The sequence below is a fragment of the Streptomyces abikoensis genome, assembly GCF_014648775.1.
In the GTDB taxonomy this organism is placed as follows: Bacteria; Actinomycetota; Actinomycetes; order Streptomycetales; family Streptomycetaceae; genus Streptomyces; species Streptomyces abikoensis.
Genome location: NZ_BMRT01000004.1, coordinates 217,848 through 241,538, shown reverse-complemented (window position 1 = coordinate 241,538; position 23,691 = coordinate 217,848). Strand labels below are relative to the sequence as shown.

The window sequence follows — 23,691 nt, the reverse complement described above, 5'->3', positions numbered from 1 at the left end:
TCCGTGGAGCCCGTCGCCGCCCTGGAACTGCTCGATGACCTTACGGTCGGCGGAGAAGACGGCGTAGATCACCGGTTCCCCCTGGTCCACTGCGCGTCGGCCGCCTCGCGGACGTCCTTGCCCGATTCGTAGTCGGCGCGGCAGCGCGCGTTGTCGGCCGTCTCGGCACAGACCCGGTTCTCCCGGGGGGTCCGGTCCGGTTCGGGCCGGTTGTGGGTACGCTCCATGGCGGACCTGCCTCTTCGTGATGGTTGCGGGTAGGTCTGGCCCCGGCCATGAGGCGTTCCAGCGCCGGCCGGGGCCGTTTCGTTCATGCGGAAACCCGAGTGCGTGGCTTCCACACGACAAGTTAGACCCAGGGTCTAGATGGCCGCAAGACCCTGGGTCTAAACTCGGCGTGTTGGCACGCTCTCGCGACGGAAGGAGAGCGGGCATGACCGATCAGCGTCCCGAGGAGGTGCAGAGGTTCTTGGATGCAATCACGGCGCTCGAAGACATCGAGGATGACGCCGCCTGCGCAAAGGCGATTACCGAGATCCTCAAGGACTGGCCAGAGAAGCACGCTCGGCTTCGCGAGATCCGGCAGCAGCGCGTACTCAGCCTGAAGAGCCAGGGGAAGACGTGGCAGCAGATCGGTGACGAGCTCGGCATCCACTTCACCCGCGCCCAGCAGATCGGGAAGGGATTGCGGGGCGAGAAGCACCGCCCGAAGAAGAAGACGGCTCCGGAATCGAGCGAGTGAGATGCGTGCGGTCCGGGTGCTGTGCGGGGCGCCCGCTCCTAGACTGGGCGGCTGCGACGGAAGGAAATGATCACAAATGCGACCCGAACGCTTCCAAGAGTTCGCCGTCAAGGCCTTGGCTCAGGCCCCGGACGTCCGGACGGTCGAGCCGTGGAACGAGGGCACGAAGCGCCCGTGCGGCATCAAGGTCGAGTTCACGACTGGTGCGCAGATCTGGCACGCGATCGCCTACACCATGGCGCCCGGCGAGAAGATGAGCGAGCCGGAGGCTCCCCCCGTCGAGGGTGAGGCGCCGGCCGCAGTGCCGTGGCCCGAGCTGATCCAGGGCGGGAAGATCAACGTTCGGGCGTCGGAGCAGTACCTGGTGGCTGCGATCCTGAACGCCGGCAATGCGGAGGTCGCGGATGCGCAGGGGTACTCGTCCCCCACGCCGGCCATGCACCCCGGGTTCCGTGTGCAATTCCACAACGGATCGAAGATCTTCTGCGTGTACCAGTACGCCCTCCGCTCCGGCCAGCAGCCGGGCGGGAAGGGCTACGACCTCCCCGAGGCCATCTAGCGGTCGATCTTCGACCGGCCGCATCATCGGGGCCGCAGTGTGTGGCATCCGATGGGAGGTCTGCATGCGAGGCCAGCGGTTCGACCCGGGGCAGTGTCACGGGACTTGCCCGGAGTGTCAGCAGTGGGTGGGCGCGGAACCCGGCGAGACGGTGGCGAATCACCAGAAGGCCGACGGTAGCCGGGAGATGTGTCCGGGGTCGGGACAAAGCGCGCAATGAAAGATCGTGGCCCCGCGCGTCTCGCGGGGCCACGGCCGGGCCGTGTCTCGAGCGCTCGGCGGGGCGTTACCCGTCCGTGGACAACGTTGAGCTGGGACGGGCGGGCGGCGAGGCCGGGGTCGGTGAGGTTGTGACGATCGACCTGCGAGGACCAGCAGCGGCTGTTGCGGAGGTTCGCGGGTGGCTTCAGGCCCGGGCGGACCTCAAGGGCGCCGAGGTCGAGTGGACGATTACTGATGACGAAGGCCGCTGCGGCTGGTCGCGGTGCGAGGTAGTCGTGTCCGTTCTTGCCGAGACCTGAGCATGCGGATGCGGTCCGGATTTGGATCCGGACCGCATCCGTTGAGGTTGGCGGGGTTCAGCGCTTCCTGGCGGCCTGGATCTCTTCCTCGGTGGCGCCAGCTGCGAGTGCCCACTTTTTCAGTTCTCCGACCTCCTTAAGCTGTGCGAGCGTCAGTGGTGTGCCGGCGGCTTGGGCTTCCTGCACGCGATCGTGTGCTTCAGCGGCGATGGCGATGGCGTCCTGTTTCATGTTAATCCTCGTGGTCTAGAAGGGCGGTTCGGTGGAATAGCCCACGGCCCCGGACATCGGCCCGCTGGCATCCGCAGGGGCCTCGTCGTAATAGTCGTCCGGGGGCTCCGGGTCAGTGTCGCGGTGGACGTCGCGCTCGAATTCGGGCTCCAGCTCGCCGTCCGGGGCCGGGAGGGCCTTTACGGTGCCGTCCAGCAGCGTGACGGTGACGGTGCAGGAGCAGGCGCCGGCGTTGGGGGCGCTGCAGCTGCTGCAGCACTGGCAGTAGGGGCTGCCGCCGCAGTCGCAGCAGTGGTCGGGTACGTATTCCCCGAATCCGTCGCAGGTCGAGCAGTATTCGGGGTCGTCGCATTCGCATTCGATGGGCTCGGCGCAGAGGTCGCAGGGCTCTTCGGTGTCGTCGATGATGCTCATGGGTCTCCTTCTGGGTGCTGGTCAGGTCGCAGGGGCGGCGGCGTGGTCGTCGGCGATCTGCTGGAGCGCTGCGGCCGATCGGGCGGTCGGGTAGCCGAGCGGGATGACGTTGCCGTTGTGCCAGGCGCGGAGGGTCCACGAACTGCCGTTGTGGTCGATCGTGTAGGTGTAGGCACCGGATTGCGCGTGGAAGGTTTGGACGGGCCAGTTGGCCTTGCACCACGTCAGGTTGGGCCAGGTCAGCTTCACGATTCCTCCCGGGCGAACTGTCGGGCGGCGGCGAGTTCCGCATTGAGGCGTGCGGTGGCCGCTCGCAGCCTGTTTTCGGCCTCCCGCAAGGCGCTCCGTGTGCGCTTCAGCGCTCCCGCCTGCTGGGCCTCCAGCGCCGTAAGGCGCTCGATACGCCGGGTCAGGCGGTCGACGCTCTCGCTCGCGACCGTGGCCGCGGGACGTTGGGGCTTCCGTTGAGCGGGGCGCCCCCTGGGCGCGTTGAGCTGCTGGCGGGCGAACTCGAGGAACTCCTCCCGAACTACGTGCTTGGTGCGCCTGCCGGGCGCGCCGGCCAACAGCACGATGCGCGGGAAGTTGCGGTGACGCGTGGCCCAGTTCGAAACTGCGCTCCTGGACACTCCCACGAGCTCCGCCGCGGCGGAGAGGTGGATGAGTTCGGCTTCGCGCCCCTTGAATTCGGGGCGGAGCCATGTAATGGGGTCCATCGATTCCCTTCGGTAAACGTGGCCTGGCGGCCACAGCCGCCAGGCGGGGGTCAGGCGGTCCAGCGGGCGAAGCCGAGGGTTTCGGTGCGGAGCGCGGCCGCGGCGAGGATCTCGGCGTCGGGTGCGCCGGCCGCGATGGTGCGGAGTACGTCGACGTAGAGCTGGTCCTCCAGGCCGTGGGCGACTTCGTCGTCGTCCTGGTAGTGGGCGATCTCTGCCAGGCGGTGGGCGACGTCCTCGACGGTCAGGGCGGCGGTTGCTTCGTCGGGAGCCGGCAAGGGAAGTTCGGTGCGTCGTTCGATCTCGTGGGCCATGGTCACTCCTCGGTGATGTCGAGACGGAAGGTGCGGGAGCCGCCGACGCCATCGGTGACGGTGACGCGCAGCGCCCATGGGCCGTCTGCGGCGGGCGGGTTGAGGTACTGAATGGCGCGAACGTCGTGATTGTCGACGCCATGGATCTTGGTGCCGAGGACGTTGCCGATCAGTTTGCGGAGCGCGAGCAGATTCATGTGATCCCCAGGTGGGCGTCGTTGAGGCTGTCGCGCCGCGCCCGGCCGGTGGCCGCCGGGCGTGGCGCGGCTTCAGATGCGGTGGCGGGCGGCCTCGGCGATGAAGGCCGTGCGCAGCTGGTTCTCGTAGAGGGTTTCGGCGTGCAGACTGTCGATGTCCGGTGCATGCACGGTCAGCCCGGGTGCAACGTTCACGTAGCGGATGCTCCCCGTCCGGTCTCCGTCGTCCACGACGCCCACCTGCCCAGCCTCGTTCAAGGGCCAGACGACCGTGGCGGTCACCGTGATGCGGCGTCCGAGCTTGTATGTGACCCGCTCACCGACACGAGGGCTCTCCGGCGGGGCGACGACCGTCAACTCGTCGACGAAAGGGCGGGTGCGTCCCTTGTTGCCCTCGTTGGTCTCCTCTGTGGCGCTACCTTCGCTGGGCTTGAAGTGGTCGCAGATCACGGCGCGCAGGTCCCTCATGGCCTGCCGCTTGGTCGGAATGGGGTCGCTGTTTCCGCCGTTACCCGCGACGACCCAGCCGGAGAAGCCGTTGTCGTCGCACTTGCGGAACCGCTCGGCGGTGGCGATCAGCTCTACGTTCGCGTACTTGGGGTCGAGGAAGTTGTCCGCGACGTTGCGGGGGTCGCGGGCGTGATCAGGGTTGGGGATGTAGAGCGCCCAGACGGTGGCCCCCATGTCGACGACGTGCACGTACTCGGCGCTGTACGGGGTCTGGGAGGTCGCGGCTCGCTGGGGGGCGCGATAGGTCCAGGTGGCGCGCCGGATCCGGGCGGTTTTACCGATGATGTTCGGGTCGCAGGCGATGGTCATCGTTGAGGCGCTGATGCGGGTGACGGTCCCGGTGCGCCAGACCCCCTCACCGGTGCCGTCGTAGCCGTTGTTGGCGGTCACGAAGCGGATGCGGTCGCCGGCGGCAAAGTCGTCGAAGTCTGCGGCTTCGAATTCCATGGCCTTCCCCGTTCTGGTGGGTGTGTGAGGGGCCCGGCGGCTGACGGCCGCCGGGCGGGGCGCCCGTCAGGCGGCGAGCTGGAAGTCGAGGGCGAGGTCGCGGGTGGCCTTGTAGGTGCTGAGCGCGGTGACCAGGGCGGGGTCGGTGGGGGCGTAGACGTGGACGTGGATCCAGTGGCCGGTGGTGCGGTGCTGGGCCCAGACGCGGGTGGCGTCGCCGCCGTGGGTGGCGCGGTAGGCCTTGGCGGCGTGGCGGCCGTACCAGGAGCGCTGGCCGTCGGGCAGGCATCCGGCGCCGAGGCGGTCGAGGATGTCGCCGGTGCGGATGAGGGCGCCGGTGTCGACGAGGTGGGCGATGTGGCCGGAGAGGGCGCGGTAGCCGAGGGCCTTGGTGGCGATGCGGGCGGCGGTGATGGTGCGGCGGATGGCGGTGAGCTTCATGGTGGTTCCCCCTCGACTTCGACTTACCGTGTATCTACACAGTAACGAGAACCGTGTATCTACACAAGCCTTGTGGGAGGATTCTCTGTAACTACACGGAAACAGCAACGGAGGGGCGATGACCGACGCACCCAAGGCCACCGCGCCCAGGCACACCACGCCCCGCCCCATCCGGGTCCCTGACCTGCTGTGGAATGCCTACGGCCGCATCTGCGAGCGCCTCGACACCGACCGCACAGGCGACCTCCTCAACCACATGCGGGACCGAGTGCGCGAACATGGCGACGACCAGGACCTAGCTGATCTGGAAGCTGCCGAGCGCGAGTTGGCCGAACGGCGCTCCCGGAAGGGTGGCCGGCCGCCACGGAGTTGAGCGGGCCGAGGGCGCGGCTCCAGGGCAGCGCGCATCCGGGGTGTCCGGACACGGGCGTCCGTGGATGTCCGTGCTGGTCATGCGGCTTGCCATCCGGGTGTGGTGTCCAGGAGTCCGCGGCGGTAGGCGATGGCGATCGCGTGTGCCCGATCGTGGGCGCCGAGCCTGCTGGTGATGCGGGTCAGGTGGCTCTTGACGGTGTTGACGGTGAGGAACAGGTGGGCGGCGACTTCGGCGGTGGACAGGCCCTGGCCGAGGCAGTCAAGGATCTCGATCTCGCGGGCGGTCAGTGGCGTGCCAACAGCCGGGCGCTTGGGTGTGGGCATGGTCAGTCTCCGGGAGTGTCGAGGACGGTCAGGACGCGGTCGGCGAGGTGACGGGCGGAGCAGGTTCTGGCGCACGACCCGCTGCGCTCGTACAGCTCTGCCAGGACCCTGTGGAGGTGGCTGAGCGCGTCGGCCGCAGGGCAGCTCGCGGAGGAACAGATGTCCGCGCCCGCCTGGGCGTTGGGCGTGTAGATGTGGCGCCATCCGCGGTCGCAGCGGCGGCATTGCTCCCGCCCAGTGGCCCACGGGGTGTTGTGGTCGCTGCGCCGGTGGCCGCAGGCGCACAGCGGGGCGTCGTCACTGGGCATGGCGCCGCCGGCGGGGAAGGGGCGGGAACGGTACGTCCGGGTCTGCGCTGTCGAGGAGTTCGAGGACCCGCGACGCGGAGGCCGCATCGCCGTCTCCGGGCGTGGCGCGCTCTTCGGCGTAGCGCCGGATACGGGATGCACGGGACTCGAGACGGTGATTGGTCGCTTCGAGTCCGGCGATCCGGGCCTGCTGTTGCGCGAGGCTGATGCGCAGGGCGTCCTGGGCGCGGTCGTGCACGGCCATGACGGAGTCGGTGATGGCCTCCACCCGGGTGCCGGCGGGGGCCCACAATCCAGCGCGGATGGCGGCGGCGTACTCCTCACGGAGGATGTCCGGGTCCGCGAGACGGGTGTCGCCATGGGGTGTCCGCACAGTGTCCGTGCTGGTCGTGGGCGTGTCGGTTGGGCTGGTGTCCTGTGGTGTCCGGACGCTGTCCGCCGCGTGTCCCCCGTCGGTAGGCGCGGCCGCGTCGTCGAGGAAGGCGATCTCCGTGGCTCCCTGATGGCCGTGGATGCGCTCGACGGAGACGCGGCCGCGGTCCCAGAAGACGATGCTGGGGTGCTCGCCGCGCCACCGCACGGACGCTGTGCCGTCCGGCCAGAGCACGCCGTCGGCGACGGTGCCCACTCCGCTGATGCCGGAGATGTCGCGGTACCGCTGGAGGGCGAAGCGGCGGGGCATCGCGTGCTGGTCCGCCCGGACGACGACACGCTCCGGGGGATCGTCTGTGAGCCGCTCGAGGATCTGCTGCTCCTGGTCCTCGGCGCTGGGTCGCCTCGAGCCCTCAAGGACGCTGCTTGCGAAGGGCGTTCGGTGGCCAGCAAGGTGATCGGCGTAGCCGTTGTGGGCGGCGTTGGCCGTGGGGTAGCCGACCGAGGTCATGCCGGCGCAGCCGGGGCCGCCGAGGCAGTGCCAGCCGTGCCGGGTGATGCTGGTCGAGAAGGTGCCAGCTGGCCCGGGAGGCTCTGACGGGCCCTCTGAGGCGATCTCGGGGCCGTGAGGCTCCTGGGGCTCGGCGATGGGGCGTAGGGCTGCCTGGAGGGCTGTCAGGTCGCGTATGGGGCGCGGTGCGGGAATGTGCTGGGTCATCGGATGCCTTCGATCTCAATCTGGCCGCGTGCAGCGGCCGGAGGGTGTGTGACGGTGTGGCCGCTGTCGAGGCCGGCAGCACGGGCGGTGCGGCACGGCCACGGCACGACGGGCGCACGGCACTGCCGGCCGTCCCAGCCGGAGCACTCGGCGCACACCGGGATGCCGCCACGAAGCCGGGGCTGGAGCGGGCGGTGCAGCCGGGCGATCGCCCGGCGCAGCCGCGCCGCCTCGGTCTGCTGGCGTGGCACAGCGCGGGCTCGCCCAGCCCGCTCGGCCAGTGCCTGGATTCCCTGCCGAGAGCGGGCCGCCTCGGCCGCGGTGAGGCCTCCGTGCCGCTCGGCGCGGTCGACCAGGACGAGCAGCTGCTCGAGCGAGGGCGCCCGGAGGCCCCCGGAACGGGGCGCCCGCCCGCCCCAAGGGCTGCTGGACGGGGCGGTCACGGTGCGCCGCCTGGTCTACGGTGGCCGCGGCCACCGAGCGCGAGGAGGACAAGGGCCAGCTGGCCGACGCCACTGGCGATCAGTGCGACAAGCTCCCGCGCGCTCACCGGTCCCCCTCCGCCTCCACGGTGAGGGTGATGGTGCGCCGGACGAGCCTGAACTCCGTGCCCGCGTTGCGTTCCTGAAGCCCTGCCTTCACGGCGAGCGCGGATGCGCGGTCCGAGCGCTCTTCGACGTTCCCCCAGCCGCTGGGGAAGAGCTCCTGCACGTACCACGCGATCTCAGTTCGCTCGGTCTCGGTGCCGTCCAGAGCCCGCCCTGAAGTCTCGTCTCCGATGACCAGCGCGTAGCCGCTGCGCCGCGGCCGGCCGTTGAGGGCGGTCGAGCTGGCGTGCAGCTGTGTCGCGGCGATCCAGCGCGGGCGCTTGCCGGTATTGGCGTCGACCACGTGGGCGTGGGAGTGGCCGAGGGTGTAGCTCTTGATGCGGATCCGGCGGCCTTCATCGCGGGGGTTGCAGGCGACGTAGATCTGGTCGGCGCGGAGGGTGATGTCAGTCATTGATGTCCTTCGGTCGGGCCCGGCCGCGCGCGGCGGCCGAGCGGCGGACGGTCAGGTGTTTGCGATCTCCAGCAGCACTGCGGCGTGGCAGTAGTCCGTCTCACCGGGCTCCGGAAGCGGGCACCAACAGACGAGGTCCCGGCCGCCGAGCTCCCGGCGGAGGTCCGTCATGGTCTGCTCGTCGTAGCGGTAGATCCCGAGCGCCCCGATGTGGAGCTGGAACAGGCGCATAGCCATCAGGCGGGCGAACACCCTGTCTGCCTCGGCGAAGACCTGCGGTTCCTCGACAAGGGAGCGGCTACGGCCTCCCGTGTCGATGAGCTGCCAACGGTGGCCGCTGACGGGGACGACGGCGAATGGGTTTGCCCATCGTGTCGGCCGGCCGACGTACGCGGCTCCGTCAGGGGCGCGCCATCCTGGCGTGCGGAGGCGCTGGATCCGGGTGGGCATCAGGCGTCCTCCCCGAACGCTGGCCGCTCGTACGTCTCTCGGATCCGCTGCTGCTCCCGGCGACGACGGACGTCGATGAGGACGTCCACGACCAAGGCCACGAGCACGCCGCTGAGGACGCCGACCCAGTAGGTGGGCAGGTCGCCGGTGACAAGCCAGACAACCGCTTGGACGAGGCCGCAGCCCAGCGCGCCGAGGATGGCGGCCTGGAGCAGATCGTGAGCGGGGATCGGTGGGGGCTTCATCGGGGCTTCCTTTCGGCGCGACGGGCGAGCATGTGGGCCTTGATCTGGTCCTGGGTTGGCGGCGCCCACTGGTGCCAGCCGACAGGTTCTTTCCACCGCTGGGCTAGGGCGTGGTCGCGCCGCTCGACGCCGCAGTGGCGGCAGGCGTTCGGTGACGTGGTCATCGGCGGGGCTCCTTCAGAGCGCCGCCACCGGGGGCGGCGGCACGGCGTGCGGTCCCCACCAATTCCCGGTACGCCCATACGCCCAGCAGCAGGCCGAAGACGAGCAGGGCGCCCCTGGCCCGCCAATCGGCGACGAGGCCGCCAGCAAAACCGAGGAGGTTGGCGGTGAGGGTGACGGCGAGGAAGCGGGCGGAAGTCATCGGCTCTCCTGGGGCGGCGGGTTACTGGGCGGCGGGTGCTTCGGTGAGGGGACCGTGGTTGGCGACGAGGACGCGCCAGCGGATGTAGTGGCTGCCGGTGGCGGTCCAGCGGGGGCCGTTGCGCTTCCAGAGGCGGCCGGTCCGGTCGTGGACGGCGTGGACGTCGGCGGGTGCCTGGAAGCTGCCGGGGCCGTTGGAGCGCCAGATGCGTTGCGTCATGGCTGGGGGTCCTCGTCGTTGGAGGAGTGAGTGTTCTGCCAGGCGTTGATGCGGGCGTCGTGGCTGGGGATGGAGATCCGCCCGCCGCGCTGGCCGGTGCAGCGCTGGCCTTTCGGGGCTTTGCACCAGGGGCAGGTGATGGCGTGCTCGGGGTGAGCGGGCTGGCCGGTCACCAGGGCAGCGGCTGTTTGGTGGGGTCCTTGCTCCAGACAGCCAAGGTGTCGAGGTCGTGCGGGAGAAGGCCCTGCTGGGGGCTGATCCAATGCAGGAGTGCCGGGCCGTCGTGGTGTTTGGCGACGTACTGCATGTCGTGGGGGTGAATGTCGTCGTCGATCCAGGCGAAGGGGCGGCCGGCGGCGTACTCGACGATCTGATGGGTTTTCCAGAACGTGCCGTCGGGGGTTCCCTCGCGGGAGCGCTGAGAGTTGGCGTGCCACTCGATGACGGGGAGTTCGGGGAGGCCGAGGCACGGGCCGATCCACTCGTTCGCCTCGGCGCCCCAAGTGGTGGCCCAGACCAGGTCGAAGGGCAGGGCAAGCAGGGCTGGGCCGTGGGTGGGGTTGAGCCAGACGCGCAGGGGCTTTCGGCGCTCGTGTGCCTTCCAGCCGGTGGGGCGCATGCGGTGGGTCTGGTAGCCGTCGGGGCGCCGGTGGGGTTTGGCCGCGTAGGGGTTGAGGGGCCCGTCGACGTCGAGGAAGAGCAGGGGGCGGGCGGTGGTCATGATGCGGCGTTCTCCTGGTGGTCAGGGTGCTGGAAGCCGTCGTCGGGTTCGATGATGGTGCCGGGCGGGAGGGCGGCGAGCGCGGCCCGGGAGGCGGCCAGGCGGCGCGCCATCTCCTCGTGCTCCTCGGCCGGGTCGACCGGGGGGAGGCCGGCGGCGGCGCGGCGGGCGTCGTCCAGGCGGGCCGGGTGGGGATCAGCGCGCCGCCGACGAGGATTCCGGGTGCTGGTGCAGGGGCGGCCGGGCCGGGCGTTGCAGATGCGGCACGCGACGGCGAAGACGTTGACGACGCCCTCGCGGGGGCTGGGGACACGGTTGCCGACGGCGGCGAGAACAGCACGGGCTCGGCCGGTGGCCGGTGCGGTGTCCGGGGCCGGTTCGAGGGCGGCCCGGATCGGCTGGGCCGGGAGGCGGCCCGAGGCGGCGGCGTCGACGAGGGCGCGCAGCGACTGCAGCGACTCGGCGCCGGACTCGCGGGGGTCGCCGTCGTAGACGAGGTTCGCAGCGGCGATCCGGGCGGCGCGCAGCTCGGCGACGGCATCGCGGACGTCGCAGATCTTGACCCACTGCTGGGTGCGGACGAGATGGGCGGCGGCCTTCAGGCAGTCGGCGGCGTCGAGGTCGGCGAGCGCGGCGGCCCATACGTCCGGGGTGCGCTCCTCCATCCGGTTCAAGACGTTGGCGGCGGAGAGGAGTTCGATCAGGTTGAGGGCTTCGTCAGTCGTCATGGGGCTGTTCCTGGAGCCGAGCCCGGGCGCGGGCGAGGACGGAGGAGTTGTGCGTGGCGGGGGCAGCGGGGCCGGGCTGGAAGGGGATGACGTTCGCGCCGACGGCGGCGGGAAGACTGGAGGGCTGCGGTTCGGCGGGAGCATCGGGGAGGGCGCGCCACCCGGGGATGAAGTACCGGCCGGATCGCGGCTGTTTGCGGGCGCCCTGCCAGCTCGCGGTCGCGGAGGCGACGAGTGCCGGGATCCCGCACCGCCGGATCAACGCCTCGATCAGGAACCAGTCGCCCGACTGAAGGTCCCAACCGACGACGAGGCGCTGGCTGCCGAGGGCTTCGACAAGAGGGCGGCAGGAGTCGGGGATCTGGGGGCGGTCACCGATGCGTGGAGGCGGGCCGTCCTGGCTAGCTTGTTTCTCCTCCTTCTCTGAAGGAGGAGAAGGGGATGGGGACGGGTATGGGGCAGGGGCTACAGCACCGTCTCGCGACGCGTCGGTAGACGTGGGCGTAGACGCGTCTACATCGGCCCCGGCAGGGGTGTCCTCCGGGTCGCTCTCCCTGTTCTTCTTGTTGGCTCTCCACTTGGCCTGACGTGCGGTTTTACTTTGACGCTCGGCCCGGACCTGGTCGGCGGAGAAGTTGTAGTCGAGGTAGTCGTGGATGCGGAAGTCGCCGTCGTCCGTGTTCTCCCACAGGCCGCGTTCGACGAGCTCCTTTGCTGCTGCTTTACCTGCCCTGATGTCCGCGACGATGCGCAGCTCGGCGGCCGGGATGCGGCCATCAGTGAGGTTGTCCGAGGCGTAGCAGAGCCCGGATACGTAGAGGCGGAAGGCTCGGTCGGACAGCATCCGGACCTTGCGGTGCGAGGCGAAGCGGTCGTCGAGGCGAACCCAGGGCATGTGGTGGTGCTCCTATCGAGGGGCGGTGCACGTTGAACGCAGGCGCAGGCGGACAGCCCTTACAGAAGGACGCCTTGTGCATATGCATAGAGTACCGCCACGCATATGCACGATCAATGGGTTCTGTGGACGCGATGCATATGCAGGCCGTATCGTGGCGCCATGGTCAGCCGAGCGAAGGACACCCACACCACGAATCGCGTCGTCCGCATCGACGACGAGGACTGGGCTGCCTACGAACAGGCATGCAAGGACAAAGGGCTGACCCGCTCCGCGGACATCCGCATGCACATCAAGAGCGAGATCGCGGCATGGCGCCGACGCCAGCGCGCCGAAGGGCAGGCCACGGCGCCCTGATTCGTCGACCTCCCGCCGGCCCTTCACCGCGCCTCCCTCTTTGGCGCACCCCGGGGCCGCATCCGCACGCCGGCCTCCAGCAGCAGCGCCCGCGCCAGCGTGTATGACCGACCCATCTCCCCCGCCAGCGCTCGCACGGTCGCTCCGGCCTGGTACTCCCGGACCAGCTGCGCCGCCAGTTCCCGGCGCGCCCGGCCTTTGAGGTGCCGGCCCATCACGCCCGCCCTTCCAGCGTGACCCGACCGATCGCGTCCAGTTCGAGCGCGGTCTGGACGCCAGCCTGGGCCTCCGCCAGCCGGTAGAGCATGTGCGAGACGTGGCCGGCGAGGATCGGCAGGGCGTGAGCGTGGATGTCGAAACGGCTGCCGACCGGCCAGAAGAGCGACTTGAACTCGGCCCGCGGGGTGCCGGTGAGCTTGAGGACGCCAGCGTCGGTCAGGCGCTGGCGGAGCTCGATGTGGCCGTTGATCGGCAGGTCGTAGCGCTGCCGGAGGTGCGCGGCGGCCTTCTCCCACGTGAGGACGACCGGTTCACGGTCGCCGGGCACGGGCGGGGCGTAGCGGCCGTGCTCGCGCAGGGACGGGAGAACCTCGTGGAAGACCCACCGCTGGAATCGCTCGACCTGGTCCCGGACAAGGGCATCCTTGATGCGAGCCGCCTGCCGTTGGCCGACAAGCCGGTAGAAGCCGGGTTCGGTGACGTAGCTGAGGCGCTGGTCGCCACCAGGGGTACCGACTATCTGGTACCCCTTCTCCTCCTCGGGAAGGCTGGCGAGCATGTGATTGGCGTGCCGGTGCCCGAGTCCCCGGGCGAGGCCGGGCGCGAGGACGATGAACGAGGTGCCGCGGGGCAGGACTTCGATGTCGAACTCGGCGTTGGTGAAGCGTTCGATGTTCATGGATCTGTCCTTCGCAGAAGGGAGCGGGATGGTTCAGGCGGCGTCCGTAGCGAGGGCTGTTAGCCGGCGCGCGCGGCGGTCGGCGGAGCGGATGCGTTCGCAGGCCCGGCAGCGGCGCACCTTCCCGCGACGGCCCGGGTTGCGGTCCCATCGGGTGTTCTCAGGCGTGTACTCGTGCCCGTGGGCGCAGTGCGTGACCAGCGCGGTGGCGTACGAGCCGACCCGCCGGTCGATACGAAGCCGTGGCGGCGCTTCCGGGGCGTACCAACGGGCGGCGAAGCGCCGCTTGGCGGTCGCGATGCGGCCCTTCATCGCCGCCTCGGTGATGCCGAGAGCCTGCGCGGCGCCCTGGAGAGTGCCGTGGGCGGCGAGTGCGACAACCGCATCCCGGTAAACGGGAGGCAGGGAGCCCAGGACTTCCCAGACCGCGATCCGCTCGACCAGCCGCTCCTCCACGGGCGTCTCGTGAGTGTGGCGCCAGTACGTGACGAACCGCGGCGCGCTGCCGACGGCGCGCTCGCCGGAGCTGCGGGCCACGCCGTAGAGCTGCCAGCCCTGCTTGACGTCGGCGTAGATCGCCTGCCACCCGACCCGGACCAGTTCCTGCGGAGACGGTGGCTCACCGGCCTCGATGAGGGCCTCAGCGATCGCGGACCAGGCGATGTCGTAGCGCAGGTGCGCGTTGCTGGCCAGGGACCGGTCGGCTGCGACGGCGGAGGCGGCGAACCGGTGCAGGTCGATCAGCGTGTATCCGTGCCGGACTTCGAGATCGTTCATGATGCCTCCTCGCGGTAGTCCGGGAGAGCGAGGTCGGTATAGCGGGGGCGATGGTCTCCATCCAGGTCTCGGCACCCGGGTTTCCGGCACCAGTGGGCACCCCCGAACATCACTCCGCCGTCAGCCGTGAGCGCCAAGGCAGCGAGTGCGCGGGCCAGCGCGTTGAACGCCGCAGCGCACCCCTCGCCGCCGTATTGAAGAACATCGCCTTGAGAAGTGATGGTCTCCGCGCACTGACGTCCGATGGCAGCGAGCTGCGGAGAGCTGAGCTGCCTCAACTTCATCATGTGCAGCGGGACAGCAACGGCCAGCACCGTCATCAGCAGGGGATTTTCGACGGCCGCACGGGCGCCGGCACTGTCGACGCCCGCCGGGTTGGCCTTGAGGAATTCAAGGAGGCTGATCTCGGTCATGCGGCACTCCTGATTTTCTGTAGTGCGGCCGGTGGAATCGGGTGCCCGGGGCGGGATTCGAACCCGCACCTGTGCCGCTTTTAAGGCGGGGCGTCTGCCAATTGCGCGACCCGGGCGTCAGGCGCCCACAATGGGGCGCGGGCTGGAGGTCAGCTGAGGTCGGGGACGACCAGCCAGCTCGGGGCGGAGGGATCCGTGATGCCCAGAGCCGCGGCCGCCGAGAGCAATTGCCTGTTCCACGCGGCACATTGCTCGCCTGCCACAGGCTGAGGAGTCACGGTCTCGTATGCGCCGACCTTGACCTCACGGCATTCGGTCACCAGGAAGGTCATGTTCCGGTCGTAGTCACCGGCGTGCAGAAAGCCGACCACGCTGTCGGGGTCCTGCTGGGCCAGGAGGTTCTCGAGCTGGCCGGTGTCGGTGTCAGGGATGCGGATGCCGTAGGCGAAGTAGGTCTTGTGCAACATGCCCATAGCAATCTCCAGGGGTTGAGGTTCCCGGGACGGGGGGTGTCGTCGCCCCGTCCCGGGGCCGTCCAGATGACGGCGGTCAGACAAGGCCCGAGTCCACTAGGCGCTCATGCGGCGGCTGGCTCGGCGCTCCTCGCCCGTCGCTGGGCAGCGCGGTGCTCGCGGTGAGCGGTCTTGCACGCCTCGTCGACCGGCTCACCGAGACGCAAATGCCGCTGATAGGCGGCTTCACTCCCGCACTTGGCCGGCGGACGCCCACTCTTCGCTGGCTTCCTCGGCCTCGGTTCCACGGGCTCGGGGCGGATATCAGTGAGGAAGTACCGGCGGCGCTGACGCCCGTCCAAGCCGCCGCGGATGCCGTGCCGCTCCCGAGTGGCGATGTTGCCTTCCTTCGCCATGGTTTCCGCAAGGCACTGCTCGAGGACAGGGCAAGCTGTGGTGCACCAGTACCGGGCCGCTTGCCGCTCTTCGGGGTCGCTGGAGTACCACAGTTCAGGCTGGGCGGAGGGCCGGGCACAAGCGGCCCGTGCCTCCCGAGACGCCTGAGTGATGAGGAGATGGTTCATCGCGTTCTCCTTCTGCGCTGATCCGCCTTGCACGCTTCGCAGTACGCACGGCCGTCGGCCTCGTACCGGCCGTGGGCGGCCTGGTCGTGGCCGTGCCGGCATACGGCAGGCCGCTCACCGCGACCGGTGAGGTACCGCAGCTGCTCGCGCGTTCGATGCCGGGCAGCGACGTCGTCGACGTGATCGGGGGCGACACAGTGCTGAAAGCCGCAGTCGGCCCGCACGTACCCCTCGGGCTCCCGGCCGTACTTGATCCGGAAGGCAATGGCGGCGGGACTGTGGGACTCAGGCCAGTACCGCAGAACCGGGGTGCCGCCGCTGGCGCGTTCCCCTGTCCATTCCAAGTGGCCACCCTCGACAGGCCGGGTCCGGGACTTCCACTTCTCTTCCAGCGTGAGCGGCTGGGCGGAGACGTTGGCGATGCCGAGCTCTCGGCGGATGTCCCCGACACGGTGCCGGTCGCAGCGCAGCTGCCTAGCGATGACCGTGTTGGACAGTCCCTTGTGGAGGAGTTCGATGATCTGCTCGCGGGTGGCTTTCACGAGGTCACCGCCTTGCGCTTGCGCCGGGCGCTCGCGGGCCGTTCCGGGCGGCGGGAGGCTGCAAAGAGGCCGACTCCGACTGCCCAGGAAGCCAGGCTCAGACCGGTCAGCCCCACGCCCGCTGTGAGAGCGGTGGCGATCACGAGACCACCCCCGGCTCCCGCCCGGCCGGCTTCTTCGCTGCGGGTGTCCCGGCGGCATCCGCGAGCTGCTGGCTCATGTAGTCGTTCGACCGCTGGACCATCTCCAGCTGTTTCGCGAGCGACCGGCGGGAGCGGTTCGCCAGCTCCAGCGCGCTCCCCCCGGGCTTCTCCCGTTCTGCTGCGAGCTCGGCCCGGTAGCCTGCACAGCGGCGCGTCAGCCGTTCGATACGGCGGTTCAGCTGCACAGCCTCGGCTCCCTGATCCTGGCCGGCGGTCCGCAGCAGCGCTTCCAGACGCGCGACTCGCTCGTCCAGGCGCTTGGCCTCCTGCTCGGCCTTCAACCGCGCTTCCCGCTCCCTACGGAGGTCCTGCGCCAGATCGCGGACCTCACGCAAGAGCTGGAAGATCGTGTGCCAGCGCTTGCGGAGGCTGACCCGGAGGGCGTTGTACTTGCGACGGCTAACGGGCATCGCGCACCTCCGGGGGAGCCGATCCGGGCCGCGCCACCGCAGGCCACTCGGAGTCCTCCACGACCTCGGCCTCGTAGGTCCCGTCCTCGTCCGGCTCAGCCGACTTGGCGAGGTGAGCCTCCTCGGCCTTGAGCCGGTCGGCGATGGCCGTCAGCTTGGCGATCAGGCTGTCGTTGAGGTGCCCGGCGGCGTGCGCACGGCGGTAGACATCTCCGACGTCATCGGACGTCAGCGCACCCTCGGCCAGGGCGAGGTAGTCCGGCCGTCCGACCTCGATCGCCAGCGGTTCCGGGCCGCCGGAGGGATCGAGCGCAAGCGCGGTCGGCAGCGGACCGGTGAGGGCCTGACGTGGGGTGATCCCTCGGATCTCCACGACGACGACCGGGAACTTCTTCGTCTGCCCGTTCGCGACGCGTTGCCTCGGCTCGATCCGCAAGGCCACTGGGACCATCCCCTTGCCGCCGGTCCCGGACAGGACCATGTCGACGGTCCCGCTCCACTCGTTCGCGGCGTAGAAGCTGTGGGTTTCGCACCGCCAGGTCCCGACGTCGGGCATGTCCGGCAGCACCACGGCCAGACGCGATGTCGCCGAGCACACGCGGCCCTTGGGCTGGAGGTACCACTCCTCGCCAAACTGCCGGGCGCACAGGCACGGCTGGCGGGTGAGCTGCTCGGTCTGGCCATCACAGCGGCGCTGGCAGCCGCCACCGGACCACAGCTCGTTGTACTGCGAGAGCGGGTCACCGGACGGCAGGAGGGCGTCGATGGACTCGGCCTCAGTGATGACGCGGTACTGCGGTGCGCCGTTGCCGAGGGGCTGCCATTCCTCGACGGTGCCGCCCCACGCGTCGGCGGCGGCCTGGACGTAGTGCTCGGCGTGGGAGGAGACGACCCAGGTCCGGGAGCGGACCGGGCGCTTGCCGTCGGTGTAACCGGTGCGCAGGCGCCCAAGTTCACGGGCCTGGCGCTGGAGGGTAAGGATGCGGCTGCCCATCAGGCCGCCTTTCGGGTCGGTCGCGCATCAGCCGCCGGAGGCAGGAGCGCGGGGTAGGCGGAAGGCGCGGCGTGCAGCCAGCGCGTGGTTTCGAGCGCGCCCCGGAAGGCGCGGTGCGCGGCGCGGCCGGCGGGCATCGGGACGAGGGCGTGAGAGCGCTGGCGGAGGTTGAGGACCCCGGTCCGCTCGATACGCGGCACCGCGCCGTCGGTGTCGTCCGGTAGCAGCACCGCCTCGGCGTACCGCAGAGCGGCGAGCTGGAGCGCGTGCTCCGGGTATACCGACGAAGCCGGGCGGGTGGCGCTGGTCTTGTAGTCGATCAGCCACAGCTCTCGCCGCCGGCGCGGGCCGGTCGGCAGCCAGAGCATGCAGTCCCCGGTCCCCGCGTAGCCGAGACGGCGATGCACGAACGTGATCTCCGCCGCCACGATGTGCCGGTCCAGATCCACAGACCAGCGCTCCCAGAACAGCGCGAGCTGCCGCGCGTACGGGTCAACTTGCACGTCAGCCTCAAACGGGGCCCGCAGCGCCATCTTCTCGGCCCGGTCGTGAACCCGAGTCCCCAGATCCGAGGCACGATCGCGGGCACCCCGGTGAACGCCCTTGATCTCCTTCAGGAGCGCGTCACGGTCCTTGACGGCACGGCGGGCGACATCCAGGCGGTTGTCGACGCAGTGCTCGGCGGTGAGCTTGACCGCCCACGGCACAAGCGCCGGCTTGGCGACCCCCGTACCGAGGACGTTGGTGACGGAAACGAGGTCCGGGCCCCCAGCGGGGTCGCTGTAGTAGCGGCCCCGCTCGGTGTCCCGCGCGTGCCTGGGACTGGTCATGAATCGCCCTCCGGGCCCACGTACGGGCTGCCCGCCGACTCCTGCCACACCCGGTACTCGCTGAACGAGTCGCTGCGCGGCGTCTCGTCCACGAGCGCCGTGGCGGCGGCCAGGGCCAGCGTCGCATGCGCCTGGGCGGCCGTGGCGAGCACCAGGGCATCGGAGGACTCGGTGTGGCGAAGAGCGAGGCGGACGAGTCGCTCGGCCTCGCGGTAGTGCTCCGGCCCGGTCAATGGACCTCACCCCCCGAGACGCCCGCAGCCAGCGCGCGGACAGCCTTGGCCCACGCGGCGTCGCGCGACCACACAGCGCCGTACGCGGCCTCATGCCGGGCAGCGATCTCCCGCACAGCATCCGGACCCACACGGACCTCGCCCCGCTCGATCTGACCGAGAACACGCTCCCAGTCGCGCATCGGCACGATCCGCCCAGAGCCACAAGCCGAATCCCCAGGGCGACGCAGCGACATACGCGTGAGAGGCTCGCTCTCGCGGTTGTGCTCGGGCCTGGTCATGCGGCACCCCCGATCGCCCGTACATCGGCCAGGGCCTCGCCGTACCTCGCGCACCAGCCCCGGCAGTACCACCGCGCGGGCTCCCGCGACCCCGGGACAGCCACCCTCACCAGGTGGCGTCGTCGGCCGGCGCGAGGGGCGAGATCACCGCAGTGCGGGACCGTGCACTCGCCAGGATGGGGATACTTCGCGGGCGGCCGGGCGTCTCCCAACCTCCCGCCGTTCCACGCCTTCGCCGTATCAGAGGCACCCATCAGGCACCGCCTTTCGCCGGGTCGAGGGTGTAGAAGCGGCGCAGACTGTCCTGGTCGTGCCGGATGAGATAGCCCGCCCGCGTCAGAAGTTCGAGATCACGGCGTGCCGTTTGCCGCTGCGGAGCGTCGAAGCCATCCGCCCGGTACGCCTGCTGAACCCTGCGTGTGGTCCACTCGCCGCCCCCGCTGCGGATCCTCGCGAGAAGAGCAGTAGTGCGCGGCGGCAGCGCCGCCTCCTGGGACTTCAGAGAAGCGCTCATGCCGCCTCCCCACGCTGGCGCGGCAGCGCCCCCGACACCGAGCTCGACCGCACCGCGCGAGCCGCGATGATCTTGTTGAGCTGATCCCGGAGCCGGACCGCGTCCGCGAGACTGATCTCCGTCTCCGCGTAGCCCATGCAAGCCGCGTCCTCCACGGCCTCGACCGCCGAGTCCACCGCCGCCGCGTGCTCATCGGCCCCCGGGCGGCACAGGTCGGCCAGATCCTCCAGCGCAGCCTCGACATCGTCCTGCGCCCCCGGCTCCTGCCACTGCGCGACAAGCCCGGTGATCGTCTCGTGCCGGATCTGATCCGCACGCAACACCACACACAGCCCATCAGCCCGGAGAGAGACGGACAGGCCCGGCTTCTTGCTCGGCATCTCGCGCATCACCGCTCCCCCTCACGGGCAGCGCGGCGCGCCAGCATCCGGGCCACGATCTGCTTGTCCGACGGCGGGGTCCACGCATGCGATCCGGCATCCGGCGTCCATCGCTGAGCGTGTCCGCGCTCCGAGATGTCGCAGTGCCGGCACGCATACGGCTCCGGCAGGTCATCAGCCGACAGCGCCAGAGCGACATCCGGGCCAAGGGCGGTGTTGTGCGCGTGCTGCGCCTCCGCGATCACCCGCCACGTACCGCACACCGCCTCGACCTCGGCCAGAGCTTCCTCCGGCGATGTGTTCGCGATAGCCGCCGAGGCCAGTCCGTCGAGGAACGCGCCGAGGTCCTCCGAGTCCATCAACCGAGCCCAAGGCAGCGCGACCACGTACCCCTCGGGCTTCTGCCCGCCATCCGACTCGGCTGCCTGCGGCGATCGAAGAAGTCCCGCGTCCTCCAGGGCCTGCGCGGCCTCCGTCGCCAGATCCGCCATCGGGTCCAGACGGCGCTCCCACGTGGACACGATCACGTTGCGCGCGGCACGCACCCGCGCGTCCCCGCTCACAGGGCCTCCTCCGCAGAAGCGCCCTGGTTGTCCACGAGCGACCATGCCTGGATCGGGACGCCGGCCAGACTCAGCTCTGCCACTACGAACAGCCGCATGTCCGACTCAGAGTTCGGGCGGGTAGTGACCTTCCCGTCCAGGGCCTTGGCCAGTTCCTCTACGCCCTCCGCACAGCGGTGGAAGTACACGTCGACGGACGGTTCACCAGGCGCGAAGTGGGCGCAGTACGCCCGGACATTGGTTGGGACGATGGGGCTGATGCTGACGATCCGCTCGGCTACGGACAGGGCGGCCATGTGCCCTCGGCGCTGCATTTCATCGGCCGGGGATGATTGTTCGATACGATCGGTGCTCACGGTGGAGCCTCCAGTTCTGGGTTCGTGAGGTGAAGCCGGATGGGGTCGCGCCGGTGCCAGCCGGGCGGCCCCGACTTCATGGGTCAGGCGGAGGTGGCCAGCGCCGATCGTTCGGCGTGCCACTGCTGGACTGCTGCGAGATTGAAGCGGCGGCCCCGCGCAGCGAAGGGCTCGACGGGCATGCCCTGCTCGATCCACTGAAGGACCGTCCAGTCGGAGACCTGGTAGTACGTCTCCAGCTCCCTCTGGGTGAGCAGCGGCACCAGCCCTTCAGGGAGCGGCACTACGCGATCACTCTTCTTCGGCATCGGGGGTCGACCTTTCTACTGTCACAGTGGAAACTGCGGGCATGGAGAACAGGCTTTGGAGCGGTTGCCCCAGCGCCTCCGCGATCAGCCACGCCGTCCGGAGCCTGCAGCGAGCCTGGGCGTTCTGTCCGCGCCCCGTGATGAAACCGACAGCTGCCGCGCTGACCCCTTTGCCCGCCGGGTCGACGAGCCGAGTAGCCGCCGCAAGCTTCGGGCCGGACAAGCCGGCCGCCTGCATGGCGTCCCTGAGTGGCTGGCCGTCGCCCTTGCGGAGCAGGTGGGACATGCGTCACCCCTTGTCTTGCGGGTCCCCCAGGCCCCAGAGGAGCCGGTGCGACATTTCTACAGTCAAAGTAGAGGCCGGTCAATGGAAAGTCGTCGGGTTCTGCCGAGCCTCGTCCGGTGGTCGCGGAACGCGCCGTACCGGCCTATGGTGGCGGCATATGCCGTTCCGAGGGCGCGCGACGGGGAGGGCGTGCGCTCGTCCAGAATCGGCCACGCTTCTACTTTGACTTGCGGAAAGTAGAAGGATCAGGGCACCCTTACCTCGTGACCCACCAGGACGGCGTCGAAGACCTCGCGCACCTGATCCGCCTCATCGCAGACCATTACCAGGTCTCCCAGAGCGAGATCGCGCGACGCGTCGGCGTGTCCGTGTCCGCCGTGAACACTTGGGTCAACCGCAAGCGCGGCGGCCATCGGGGGCCCAGCGCGGACACTCTACGCAAGCTCGCGGCCGCATTTCCGGCCTTCACTGAGGAGCGTATCTTCGCCGCGGCTGGCCGGAAGAGGCCCGGGCCCCTCTCCCCGGACGCTGAGCAGCGCATCCTCAAGCTCTTCCGCGAGCTCACCGAGGAGCAGCAGGTGATCACGGAGGCGCAGATGCGCGCACTGGGAGACCTGAACCGGACAACGCTGTCATAGTCCCGGCCTGACGTCGGCTGATGTCGAGCTGAACTGACGAGCCATCAGTTGGCTTCGATGGTCGCGGATCTCTCCGGATAGCGCTACCGTCTGTTGAAAGGCCAACGTCCTCCCCCGTGGCCCCTATCACTCGCGGCTGCTTGCGTAACGGGGGTTGTGCATGTGTGTCCTCATCGAGGTCTCCACCTCAGAAGCCGCCTACGGATGGAATCCGGCTAAAGGGATCATCACCATCCCCGCCGGCCTCACCTTCGACCGAGCCGCCGTAGCAGTCCGCGCGGTCCTTGTCGAACTCGGCGTTGAGCAAACCCAGTTGTCGGCAAACTGCTACTGCGGCGAACCCGTCGTGCTCACTGGCACCAGGTGCAGGCCTGGTAGGGGAGAGGAGATGGACCTTGGCGCCTAGGGCCACTAACAACCCGAGACAAATCCGCAGCAAACTCTGTGGCTGCAAGCTCTGCTTGGAGGAATACCCCGAGCCGCCAAGGAAGGGTCGACGCGACTGCATCGGCTCGTGGCAAGCTCGATACCGGGACCCATCCGGCAAACAGTGCGCGAAGAACTTCAAGAAGAAAGGTGATGCGGACGACTTCCTCGACGCGGTGCGTACCAGTGTGCGCAGGCGCACGTACCACGACCCGAAGCGCGGCGAAATCACCCTCAAGGCATGGTGGGACATCTGGTGGAAAATCGAAAGCCAGAAAGGCCGCACCACGACCCGCAACCGAAAGCTCTCCATCTGGCGAGCGCACGTCAGTCCGAAGTGGGGGCACTCAAGGCTCATAGACCTTGAGTACATGGAACTCCAAGGATGGTTGACCTCGGAGGTTAAAGGACACGAAACACAAACCAAGGTCAAGCAACTGCTCAACGGGCTTCTCAAAGACGCGGTCCGAGACAATAAGCGACTCCCGTACAACCCAGCCGCAGACCTGGAGGTAACAGCAGCGCGTCCTGTGAAACACCCCGACGATCTCAAGCCGCCAACGGAAGCCCAGTATGACCTGATCCATGCGGCGCTGCCCGCCTACTACCAGGTGATCTTCCGTGATTTCGCACAGGAGTCCGGCATGCGCCCCGGGGAATACGCTGGCCTGCGCATGTGCTGGATCGACGAAGAGGAAGCGGTAGCCCATATCCGCGAGATCCTCGTCCTCGACGGCGGGCGGCTCCGGCGCCAGCTGGCACCTAAGACGGCGGCCGGCTTCCGAACCGTGCCCCTTACTCCAAGGGCAATGAGCGCCGTGAATTTCATGAAGCAGCTCTGGAAACCTCAGACCACGTGCTCCCCGGTCGGTGACGGCTACGACCTCCATGTCGAGGAGCTCGTTCTGCGTGGTCCGCGCGGGGGAGCACTCAACCGGAACAACCTGTCGCGCCCCTGGAACCGTGCCACCGAACAGGCTGGCGTTCAGCGCAAAGTCGTCAACCCTGAGACCGGACGCACGGAGCTATGGCCGACGATCTATGCCTACAAGGACTACGTGGCTACCAAGCTGCACGCAGAGGGCGTCCCGGAAAAGGACACCCAGGCATTCCTCGGCCATGAACGAGGTGGCCGAGTGACCTGGGTCTACACCCACGAGAGCGAGGGCGCCCGCGAGAACGTGCGCGCTGCGCTGACCGGTGAACGTGGACTCCGGGTGGTTTCGTGACCGGAGTCCACGGCAGTCCACAACGAGTCCACAAGACCCCCTCGGCGAGACTCGACGGGACTCGGAACGACTGCGCGAAGGGGAGGGGAGGGGCGTTGACTGGCACTCGGCGAGACCCGACGAGACTCGAAACCGCTGGCGGCGATGAAGGATGAACTTACAAAGCGGATGTCGGCGGTTCAAATCCGTCTGTGCCCACCAGCG

The 23,691-nt window shown here is 69.2% G+C and carries 45 protein-coding genes and 1 tRNA gene; 6 read left to right on the top strand and 40 right to left on the bottom strand.

Features of this window, described 5'->3' with window-relative positions; all coding sequences use genetic code 11:
- Positions 1-68 precede the first annotated feature (68 nt).
- Positions 69-227: a hypothetical protein gene (locus IE096_RS15255; RefSeq protein WP_189452007.1), complete on the bottom strand. Its 159-nt coding sequence runs from the start codon at positions 225-227 to the stop codon at positions 69-71.
- Positions 228-433: 206 nt separating this feature from the next.
- Between IE096_RS15255 and IE096_RS15250 the strand changes: the two genes are divergently transcribed.
- Positions 434-742, top strand: coding sequence for a hypothetical protein (locus IE096_RS15250; protein WP_189452006.1), 309 nt, complete (start codon positions 434-436; stop codon positions 740-742).
- A gap of 76 nt (positions 743-818) precedes the next feature.
- Positions 819-1,301, top strand: a complete 483-nt coding sequence (locus IE096_RS15245) for a hypothetical protein (protein WP_189452005.1) — start codon at positions 819-821, stop codon at positions 1,299-1,301.
- 578 nt (positions 1,302-1,879) lie between these two features.
- Here IE096_RS15245 and IE096_RS15240 read toward each other — a convergent pair.
- From IE096_RS15240 to IE096_RS15205, 8 genes are all read right to left on the bottom strand, one after another.
- A complete protein-coding gene (locus IE096_RS15240; protein WP_189452004.1) occupies positions 1,880-2,053 on the bottom strand; it encodes a hypothetical protein in 174 nt (57 codons plus the stop codon).
- A gap of 15 nt (positions 2,054-2,068) precedes the next feature.
- On the bottom strand, positions 2,069-2,467 hold the full coding sequence (locus IE096_RS15235; RefSeq protein WP_189452003.1) for a hypothetical protein: 399 nt from the start codon (positions 2,465-2,467) through the stop codon (positions 2,069-2,071).
- A gap of 21 nt (positions 2,468-2,488) precedes the next feature.
- Positions 2,489-2,716 carry a hypothetical protein gene (locus IE096_RS15230; RefSeq protein WP_189452002.1) on the bottom strand — a complete coding sequence of 76 codons (228 nt, stop codon included), beginning with the start codon at positions 2,714-2,716 and terminating at the stop codon, positions 2,489-2,491.
- Positions 2,713-3,183, bottom strand: coding sequence for a hypothetical protein (locus IE096_RS15225; RefSeq protein WP_189452001.1), 471 nt, complete (start codon positions 3,181-3,183; stop codon positions 2,713-2,715). Before IE096_RS15225 ends, IE096_RS15230 begins: the two co-directional genes overlap by 4 nt.
- 50 nt (positions 3,184-3,233) lie before the next feature.
- Entirely contained in the window at positions 3,234-3,497 is a 264-nt protein-coding gene (locus IE096_RS15220) for a hypothetical protein (RefSeq protein ID WP_229820221.1), read from the bottom strand.
- A gap of 2 nt (positions 3,498-3,499) precedes the next feature.
- Entirely contained in the window at positions 3,500-3,694 is a 195-nt protein-coding gene (locus tag IE096_RS15215; RefSeq protein ID WP_189452000.1) for a hypothetical protein, read from the bottom strand.
- A gap of 72 nt (positions 3,695-3,766) precedes the next feature.
- Positions 3,767-4,651, bottom strand: a complete 885-nt coding sequence (locus IE096_RS15210; RefSeq protein WP_189451999.1) for a hypothetical protein — start codon at positions 4,649-4,651, stop codon at positions 3,767-3,769.
- A gap of 66 nt (positions 4,652-4,717) precedes the next feature.
- Positions 4,718-5,092, bottom strand: coding sequence for a hypothetical protein (locus IE096_RS15205; RefSeq protein WP_189451998.1), 375 nt, complete (start codon positions 5,090-5,092; stop codon positions 4,718-4,720).
- A 118-nt stretch (positions 5,093-5,210) separates the two neighbouring features.
- Between IE096_RS15205 and IE096_RS15200 the strand changes: the two genes are divergently transcribed.
- Positions 5,211-5,465: a hypothetical protein gene (locus IE096_RS15200; protein ID WP_189451997.1), complete on the top strand. Its 255-nt coding sequence runs from the start codon at positions 5,211-5,213 to the stop codon at positions 5,463-5,465.
- A gap of 77 nt (positions 5,466-5,542) precedes the next feature.
- Here IE096_RS15200 and IE096_RS15195 read toward each other — a convergent pair whose 3' ends face one another.
- The 13 genes from IE096_RS15195 to IE096_RS15135 all read right to left on the bottom strand — a co-directional run bounded on the left by IE096_RS15195 (position 5,543) and on the right by IE096_RS15135 (position 11,813).
- A complete protein-coding gene (locus IE096_RS15195; RefSeq protein WP_189451996.1) occupies positions 5,543-5,791 on the bottom strand; it encodes a response regulator transcription factor in 249 nt (82 codons plus the stop codon).
- A 2-nt stretch (positions 5,792-5,793) separates the two neighbouring features.
- Positions 5,794-6,099 carry a hypothetical protein gene (locus IE096_RS15190; RefSeq protein ID WP_189451995.1) on the bottom strand — a complete coding sequence of 102 codons (306 nt, stop codon included), beginning with the start codon at positions 6,097-6,099 and terminating at the stop codon, positions 5,794-5,796.
- Entirely contained in the window at positions 6,089-6,982 is an 894-nt protein-coding gene (locus tag IE096_RS31465; protein WP_229820219.1) for a hypothetical protein, read from the bottom strand. The genes IE096_RS15190 and IE096_RS31465 overlap by 11 nt, the downstream gene beginning before the upstream one ends.
- A gap of 753 nt (positions 6,983-7,735) precedes the next feature.
- The gene (locus tag IE096_RS15180; RefSeq protein WP_189451994.1) at positions 7,736-8,191 is read right to left on the bottom strand and encodes a hypothetical protein; all 456 of its coding nucleotides are present in this window, start codon (positions 8,189-8,191) and stop codon (positions 7,736-7,738) included.
- Positions 8,192-8,242: 51 nt separating this feature from the next.
- On the bottom strand, positions 8,243-8,641 hold the full coding sequence (locus IE096_RS15175; protein WP_189451993.1) for a DUF4326 domain-containing protein: 399 nt from the start codon (positions 8,639-8,641) through the stop codon (positions 8,243-8,245).
- Complete coding sequence (locus tag IE096_RS15170; protein WP_189451992.1) at positions 8,641-8,886, bottom strand: hypothetical protein; 246 nt, start codon at positions 8,884-8,886, stop codon at positions 8,641-8,643. The genes IE096_RS15175 and IE096_RS15170 overlap by 1 nt, the downstream gene beginning before the upstream one ends.
- Positions 8,883-9,050, bottom strand: coding sequence for a hypothetical protein (locus IE096_RS15165; protein ID WP_189451991.1), 168 nt, complete (start codon positions 9,048-9,050; stop codon positions 8,883-8,885). Before IE096_RS15165 ends, IE096_RS15170 begins: the two co-directional genes overlap by 4 nt.
- Positions 9,047-9,250: a hypothetical protein gene (locus IE096_RS15160; protein WP_189451990.1), complete on the bottom strand. Its 204-nt coding sequence runs from the start codon at positions 9,248-9,250 to the stop codon at positions 9,047-9,049. The genes IE096_RS15165 and IE096_RS15160 overlap by 4 nt, the downstream gene beginning before the upstream one ends.
- A 21-nt stretch (positions 9,251-9,271) precedes the next feature.
- Positions 9,272-9,469, bottom strand: a complete 198-nt coding sequence (locus IE096_RS15155; RefSeq protein ID WP_189451989.1) for a hypothetical protein — start codon at positions 9,467-9,469, stop codon at positions 9,272-9,274.
- Entirely contained in the window at positions 9,466-9,642 is a 177-nt protein-coding gene (locus IE096_RS15150; RefSeq protein WP_189451988.1) for a zinc finger domain-containing protein, read from the bottom strand. Before IE096_RS15150 ends, IE096_RS15155 begins: the two co-directional genes overlap by 4 nt.
- Positions 9,639-10,190, bottom strand: coding sequence for an HAD domain-containing protein (locus IE096_RS15145; RefSeq protein ID WP_189451987.1), 552 nt, complete (start codon positions 10,188-10,190; stop codon positions 9,639-9,641). Before IE096_RS15145 ends, IE096_RS15150 begins: the two co-directional genes overlap by 4 nt.
- The gene (locus tag IE096_RS15140) at positions 10,187-10,918 is read right to left on the bottom strand and encodes a zinc finger domain-containing protein (protein WP_189451986.1); all 732 of its coding nucleotides are present in this window, start codon (positions 10,916-10,918) and stop codon (positions 10,187-10,189) included. Before IE096_RS15140 ends, IE096_RS15145 begins: the two co-directional genes overlap by 4 nt.
- A complete protein-coding gene (locus tag IE096_RS15135; RefSeq protein WP_189451985.1) occupies positions 10,908-11,813 on the bottom strand; it encodes a hypothetical protein in 906 nt (301 codons plus the stop codon). The genes IE096_RS15140 and IE096_RS15135 overlap by 11 nt, the downstream gene beginning before the upstream one ends.
- Before the next feature lie 162 nt (positions 11,814-11,975).
- On the opposite strand from IE096_RS15135, the gene IE096_RS15130 reads away from it, so the two are divergent.
- On the top strand, positions 11,976-12,170 hold the full coding sequence (locus IE096_RS15130) for a hypothetical protein (protein ID WP_189451984.1): 195 nt from the start codon (positions 11,976-11,978) through the stop codon (positions 12,168-12,170).
- A 23-nt stretch (positions 12,171-12,193) separates the two neighbouring features.
- Here IE096_RS15130 and IE096_RS31460 read toward each other — a convergent pair whose 3' ends face one another.
- The 18 genes from IE096_RS31460 to IE096_RS15045 all read right to left on the bottom strand — a co-directional run bounded on the left by IE096_RS31460 (position 12,194) and on the right by IE096_RS15045 (position 21,194).
- Positions 12,194-12,385 carry a helix-turn-helix domain-containing protein gene (locus IE096_RS31460; protein WP_229820217.1) on the bottom strand — a complete coding sequence of 64 codons (192 nt, stop codon included), beginning with the start codon at positions 12,383-12,385 and terminating at the stop codon, positions 12,194-12,196.
- The gene (locus IE096_RS15125) at positions 12,385-13,068 is read right to left on the bottom strand and encodes a BRO-N domain-containing protein (protein WP_189451983.1); all 684 of its coding nucleotides are present in this window, start codon (positions 13,066-13,068) and stop codon (positions 12,385-12,387) included. The genes IE096_RS31460 and IE096_RS15125 overlap by 1 nt, the downstream gene beginning before the upstream one ends.
- Positions 13,069-13,101: 33 nt before the next feature.
- The gene (locus IE096_RS15120; RefSeq protein WP_189451982.1) at positions 13,102-13,845 is read right to left on the bottom strand and encodes a sigma-70 RNA polymerase sigma factor region 4 domain-containing protein; all 744 of its coding nucleotides are present in this window, start codon (positions 13,843-13,845) and stop codon (positions 13,102-13,104) included.
- Positions 13,842-14,258, bottom strand: a complete 417-nt coding sequence (locus IE096_RS15115) for a hypothetical protein (protein ID WP_189451981.1) — start codon at positions 14,256-14,258, stop codon at positions 13,842-13,844. The genes IE096_RS15120 and IE096_RS15115 overlap by 4 nt, the downstream gene beginning before the upstream one ends.
- Positions 14,259-14,300: 42 nt before the next feature.
- Positions 14,301-14,374, bottom strand: a tRNA-Leu gene (locus IE096_RS15110).
- 33 nt (positions 14,375-14,407) lie between these two features.
- On the bottom strand, positions 14,408-14,725 hold the full coding sequence (locus IE096_RS15105) for a hypothetical protein (protein ID WP_189451980.1): 318 nt from the start codon (positions 14,723-14,725) through the stop codon (positions 14,408-14,410).
- 110 nt (positions 14,726-14,835) lie between these two features.
- Positions 14,836-15,294, bottom strand: coding sequence for a WhiB family transcriptional regulator (locus IE096_RS32165; RefSeq protein WP_189451979.1), 459 nt, complete (start codon positions 15,292-15,294; stop codon positions 14,836-14,838).
- Complete coding sequence (locus tag IE096_RS15095; protein ID WP_189451978.1) at positions 15,291-15,836, bottom strand: hypothetical protein; 546 nt, start codon at positions 15,834-15,836, stop codon at positions 15,291-15,293. The genes IE096_RS32165 and IE096_RS15095 overlap by 4 nt, the downstream gene beginning before the upstream one ends.
- A 139-nt stretch (positions 15,837-15,975) precedes the next feature.
- Entirely contained in the window at positions 15,976-16,449 is a 474-nt protein-coding gene (locus tag IE096_RS15090) for a hypothetical protein (protein WP_189451977.1), read from the bottom strand.
- Entirely contained in the window at positions 16,439-17,443 is a 1,005-nt protein-coding gene (locus IE096_RS15085; protein WP_189451976.1) for a recombination directionality factor, read from the bottom strand. Before IE096_RS15085 ends, IE096_RS15090 begins: the two co-directional genes overlap by 11 nt.
- A complete protein-coding gene (locus tag IE096_RS15080; protein ID WP_189451975.1) occupies positions 17,443-18,273 on the bottom strand; it encodes a hypothetical protein in 831 nt (276 codons plus the stop codon). The genes IE096_RS15085 and IE096_RS15080 overlap by 1 nt, the downstream gene beginning before the upstream one ends.
- Positions 18,270-18,506 (bottom strand): hypothetical protein, encoded by a 237-nt coding sequence (locus IE096_RS15075; protein WP_189451974.1) that lies wholly within the window; start codon positions 18,504-18,506, stop codon positions 18,270-18,272. The genes IE096_RS15080 and IE096_RS15075 overlap by 4 nt, the downstream gene beginning before the upstream one ends.
- Positions 18,507-19,040: 534 nt before the next feature.
- Positions 19,041-19,301 carry a hypothetical protein gene (locus tag IE096_RS15070; RefSeq protein WP_189451973.1) on the bottom strand — a complete coding sequence of 87 codons (261 nt, stop codon included), beginning with the start codon at positions 19,299-19,301 and terminating at the stop codon, positions 19,041-19,043.
- Positions 19,298-19,690, bottom strand: coding sequence for a hypothetical protein (locus IE096_RS15065; protein ID WP_189451972.1), 393 nt, complete (start codon positions 19,688-19,690; stop codon positions 19,298-19,300). Before IE096_RS15065 ends, IE096_RS15070 begins: the two co-directional genes overlap by 4 nt.
- Complete coding sequence (locus IE096_RS15060) at positions 19,690-20,244, bottom strand: hypothetical protein (RefSeq protein ID WP_189452889.1); 555 nt, start codon at positions 20,242-20,244, stop codon at positions 19,690-19,692. The genes IE096_RS15065 and IE096_RS15060 overlap by 1 nt, the downstream gene beginning before the upstream one ends.
- Positions 20,241-20,600: a hypothetical protein gene (locus tag IE096_RS15055; RefSeq protein ID WP_189451971.1), complete on the bottom strand. Its 360-nt coding sequence runs from the start codon at positions 20,598-20,600 to the stop codon at positions 20,241-20,243. The genes IE096_RS15060 and IE096_RS15055 overlap by 4 nt, the downstream gene beginning before the upstream one ends.
- 83 nt (positions 20,601-20,683) lie before the next feature.
- Positions 20,684-20,884 (bottom strand): terminase small subunit, encoded by a 201-nt coding sequence (locus tag IE096_RS15050; protein WP_229820216.1) that lies wholly within the window; start codon positions 20,882-20,884, stop codon positions 20,684-20,686.
- Between the two features lie 7 nt (positions 20,885-20,891).
- The gene (locus tag IE096_RS15045) at positions 20,892-21,194 is read right to left on the bottom strand and encodes an XRE family transcriptional regulator (RefSeq protein WP_189451969.1); all 303 of its coding nucleotides are present in this window, start codon (positions 21,192-21,194) and stop codon (positions 20,892-20,894) included.
- Positions 21,195-21,457: 263 nt separating this feature from the next.
- Between IE096_RS15045 and IE096_RS15040 the strand changes: the two genes are divergently transcribed.
- Together IE096_RS15040 and IE096_RS15035 are read left to right on the top strand one after the other, a co-directional pair.
- Positions 21,458-21,832: a helix-turn-helix domain-containing protein gene (locus IE096_RS15040; protein WP_229820213.1), complete on the top strand. Its 375-nt coding sequence runs from the start codon at positions 21,458-21,460 to the stop codon at positions 21,830-21,832.
- 461 nt (positions 21,833-22,293) lie between these two features.
- Positions 22,294-23,487, top strand: a complete 1,194-nt coding sequence (locus tag IE096_RS15035) for a tyrosine-type recombinase/integrase (RefSeq protein WP_229820212.1) — start codon at positions 22,294-22,296, stop codon at positions 23,485-23,487.
- The last annotated feature ends 204 nt before the right edge of the window (positions 23,488-23,691 follow it).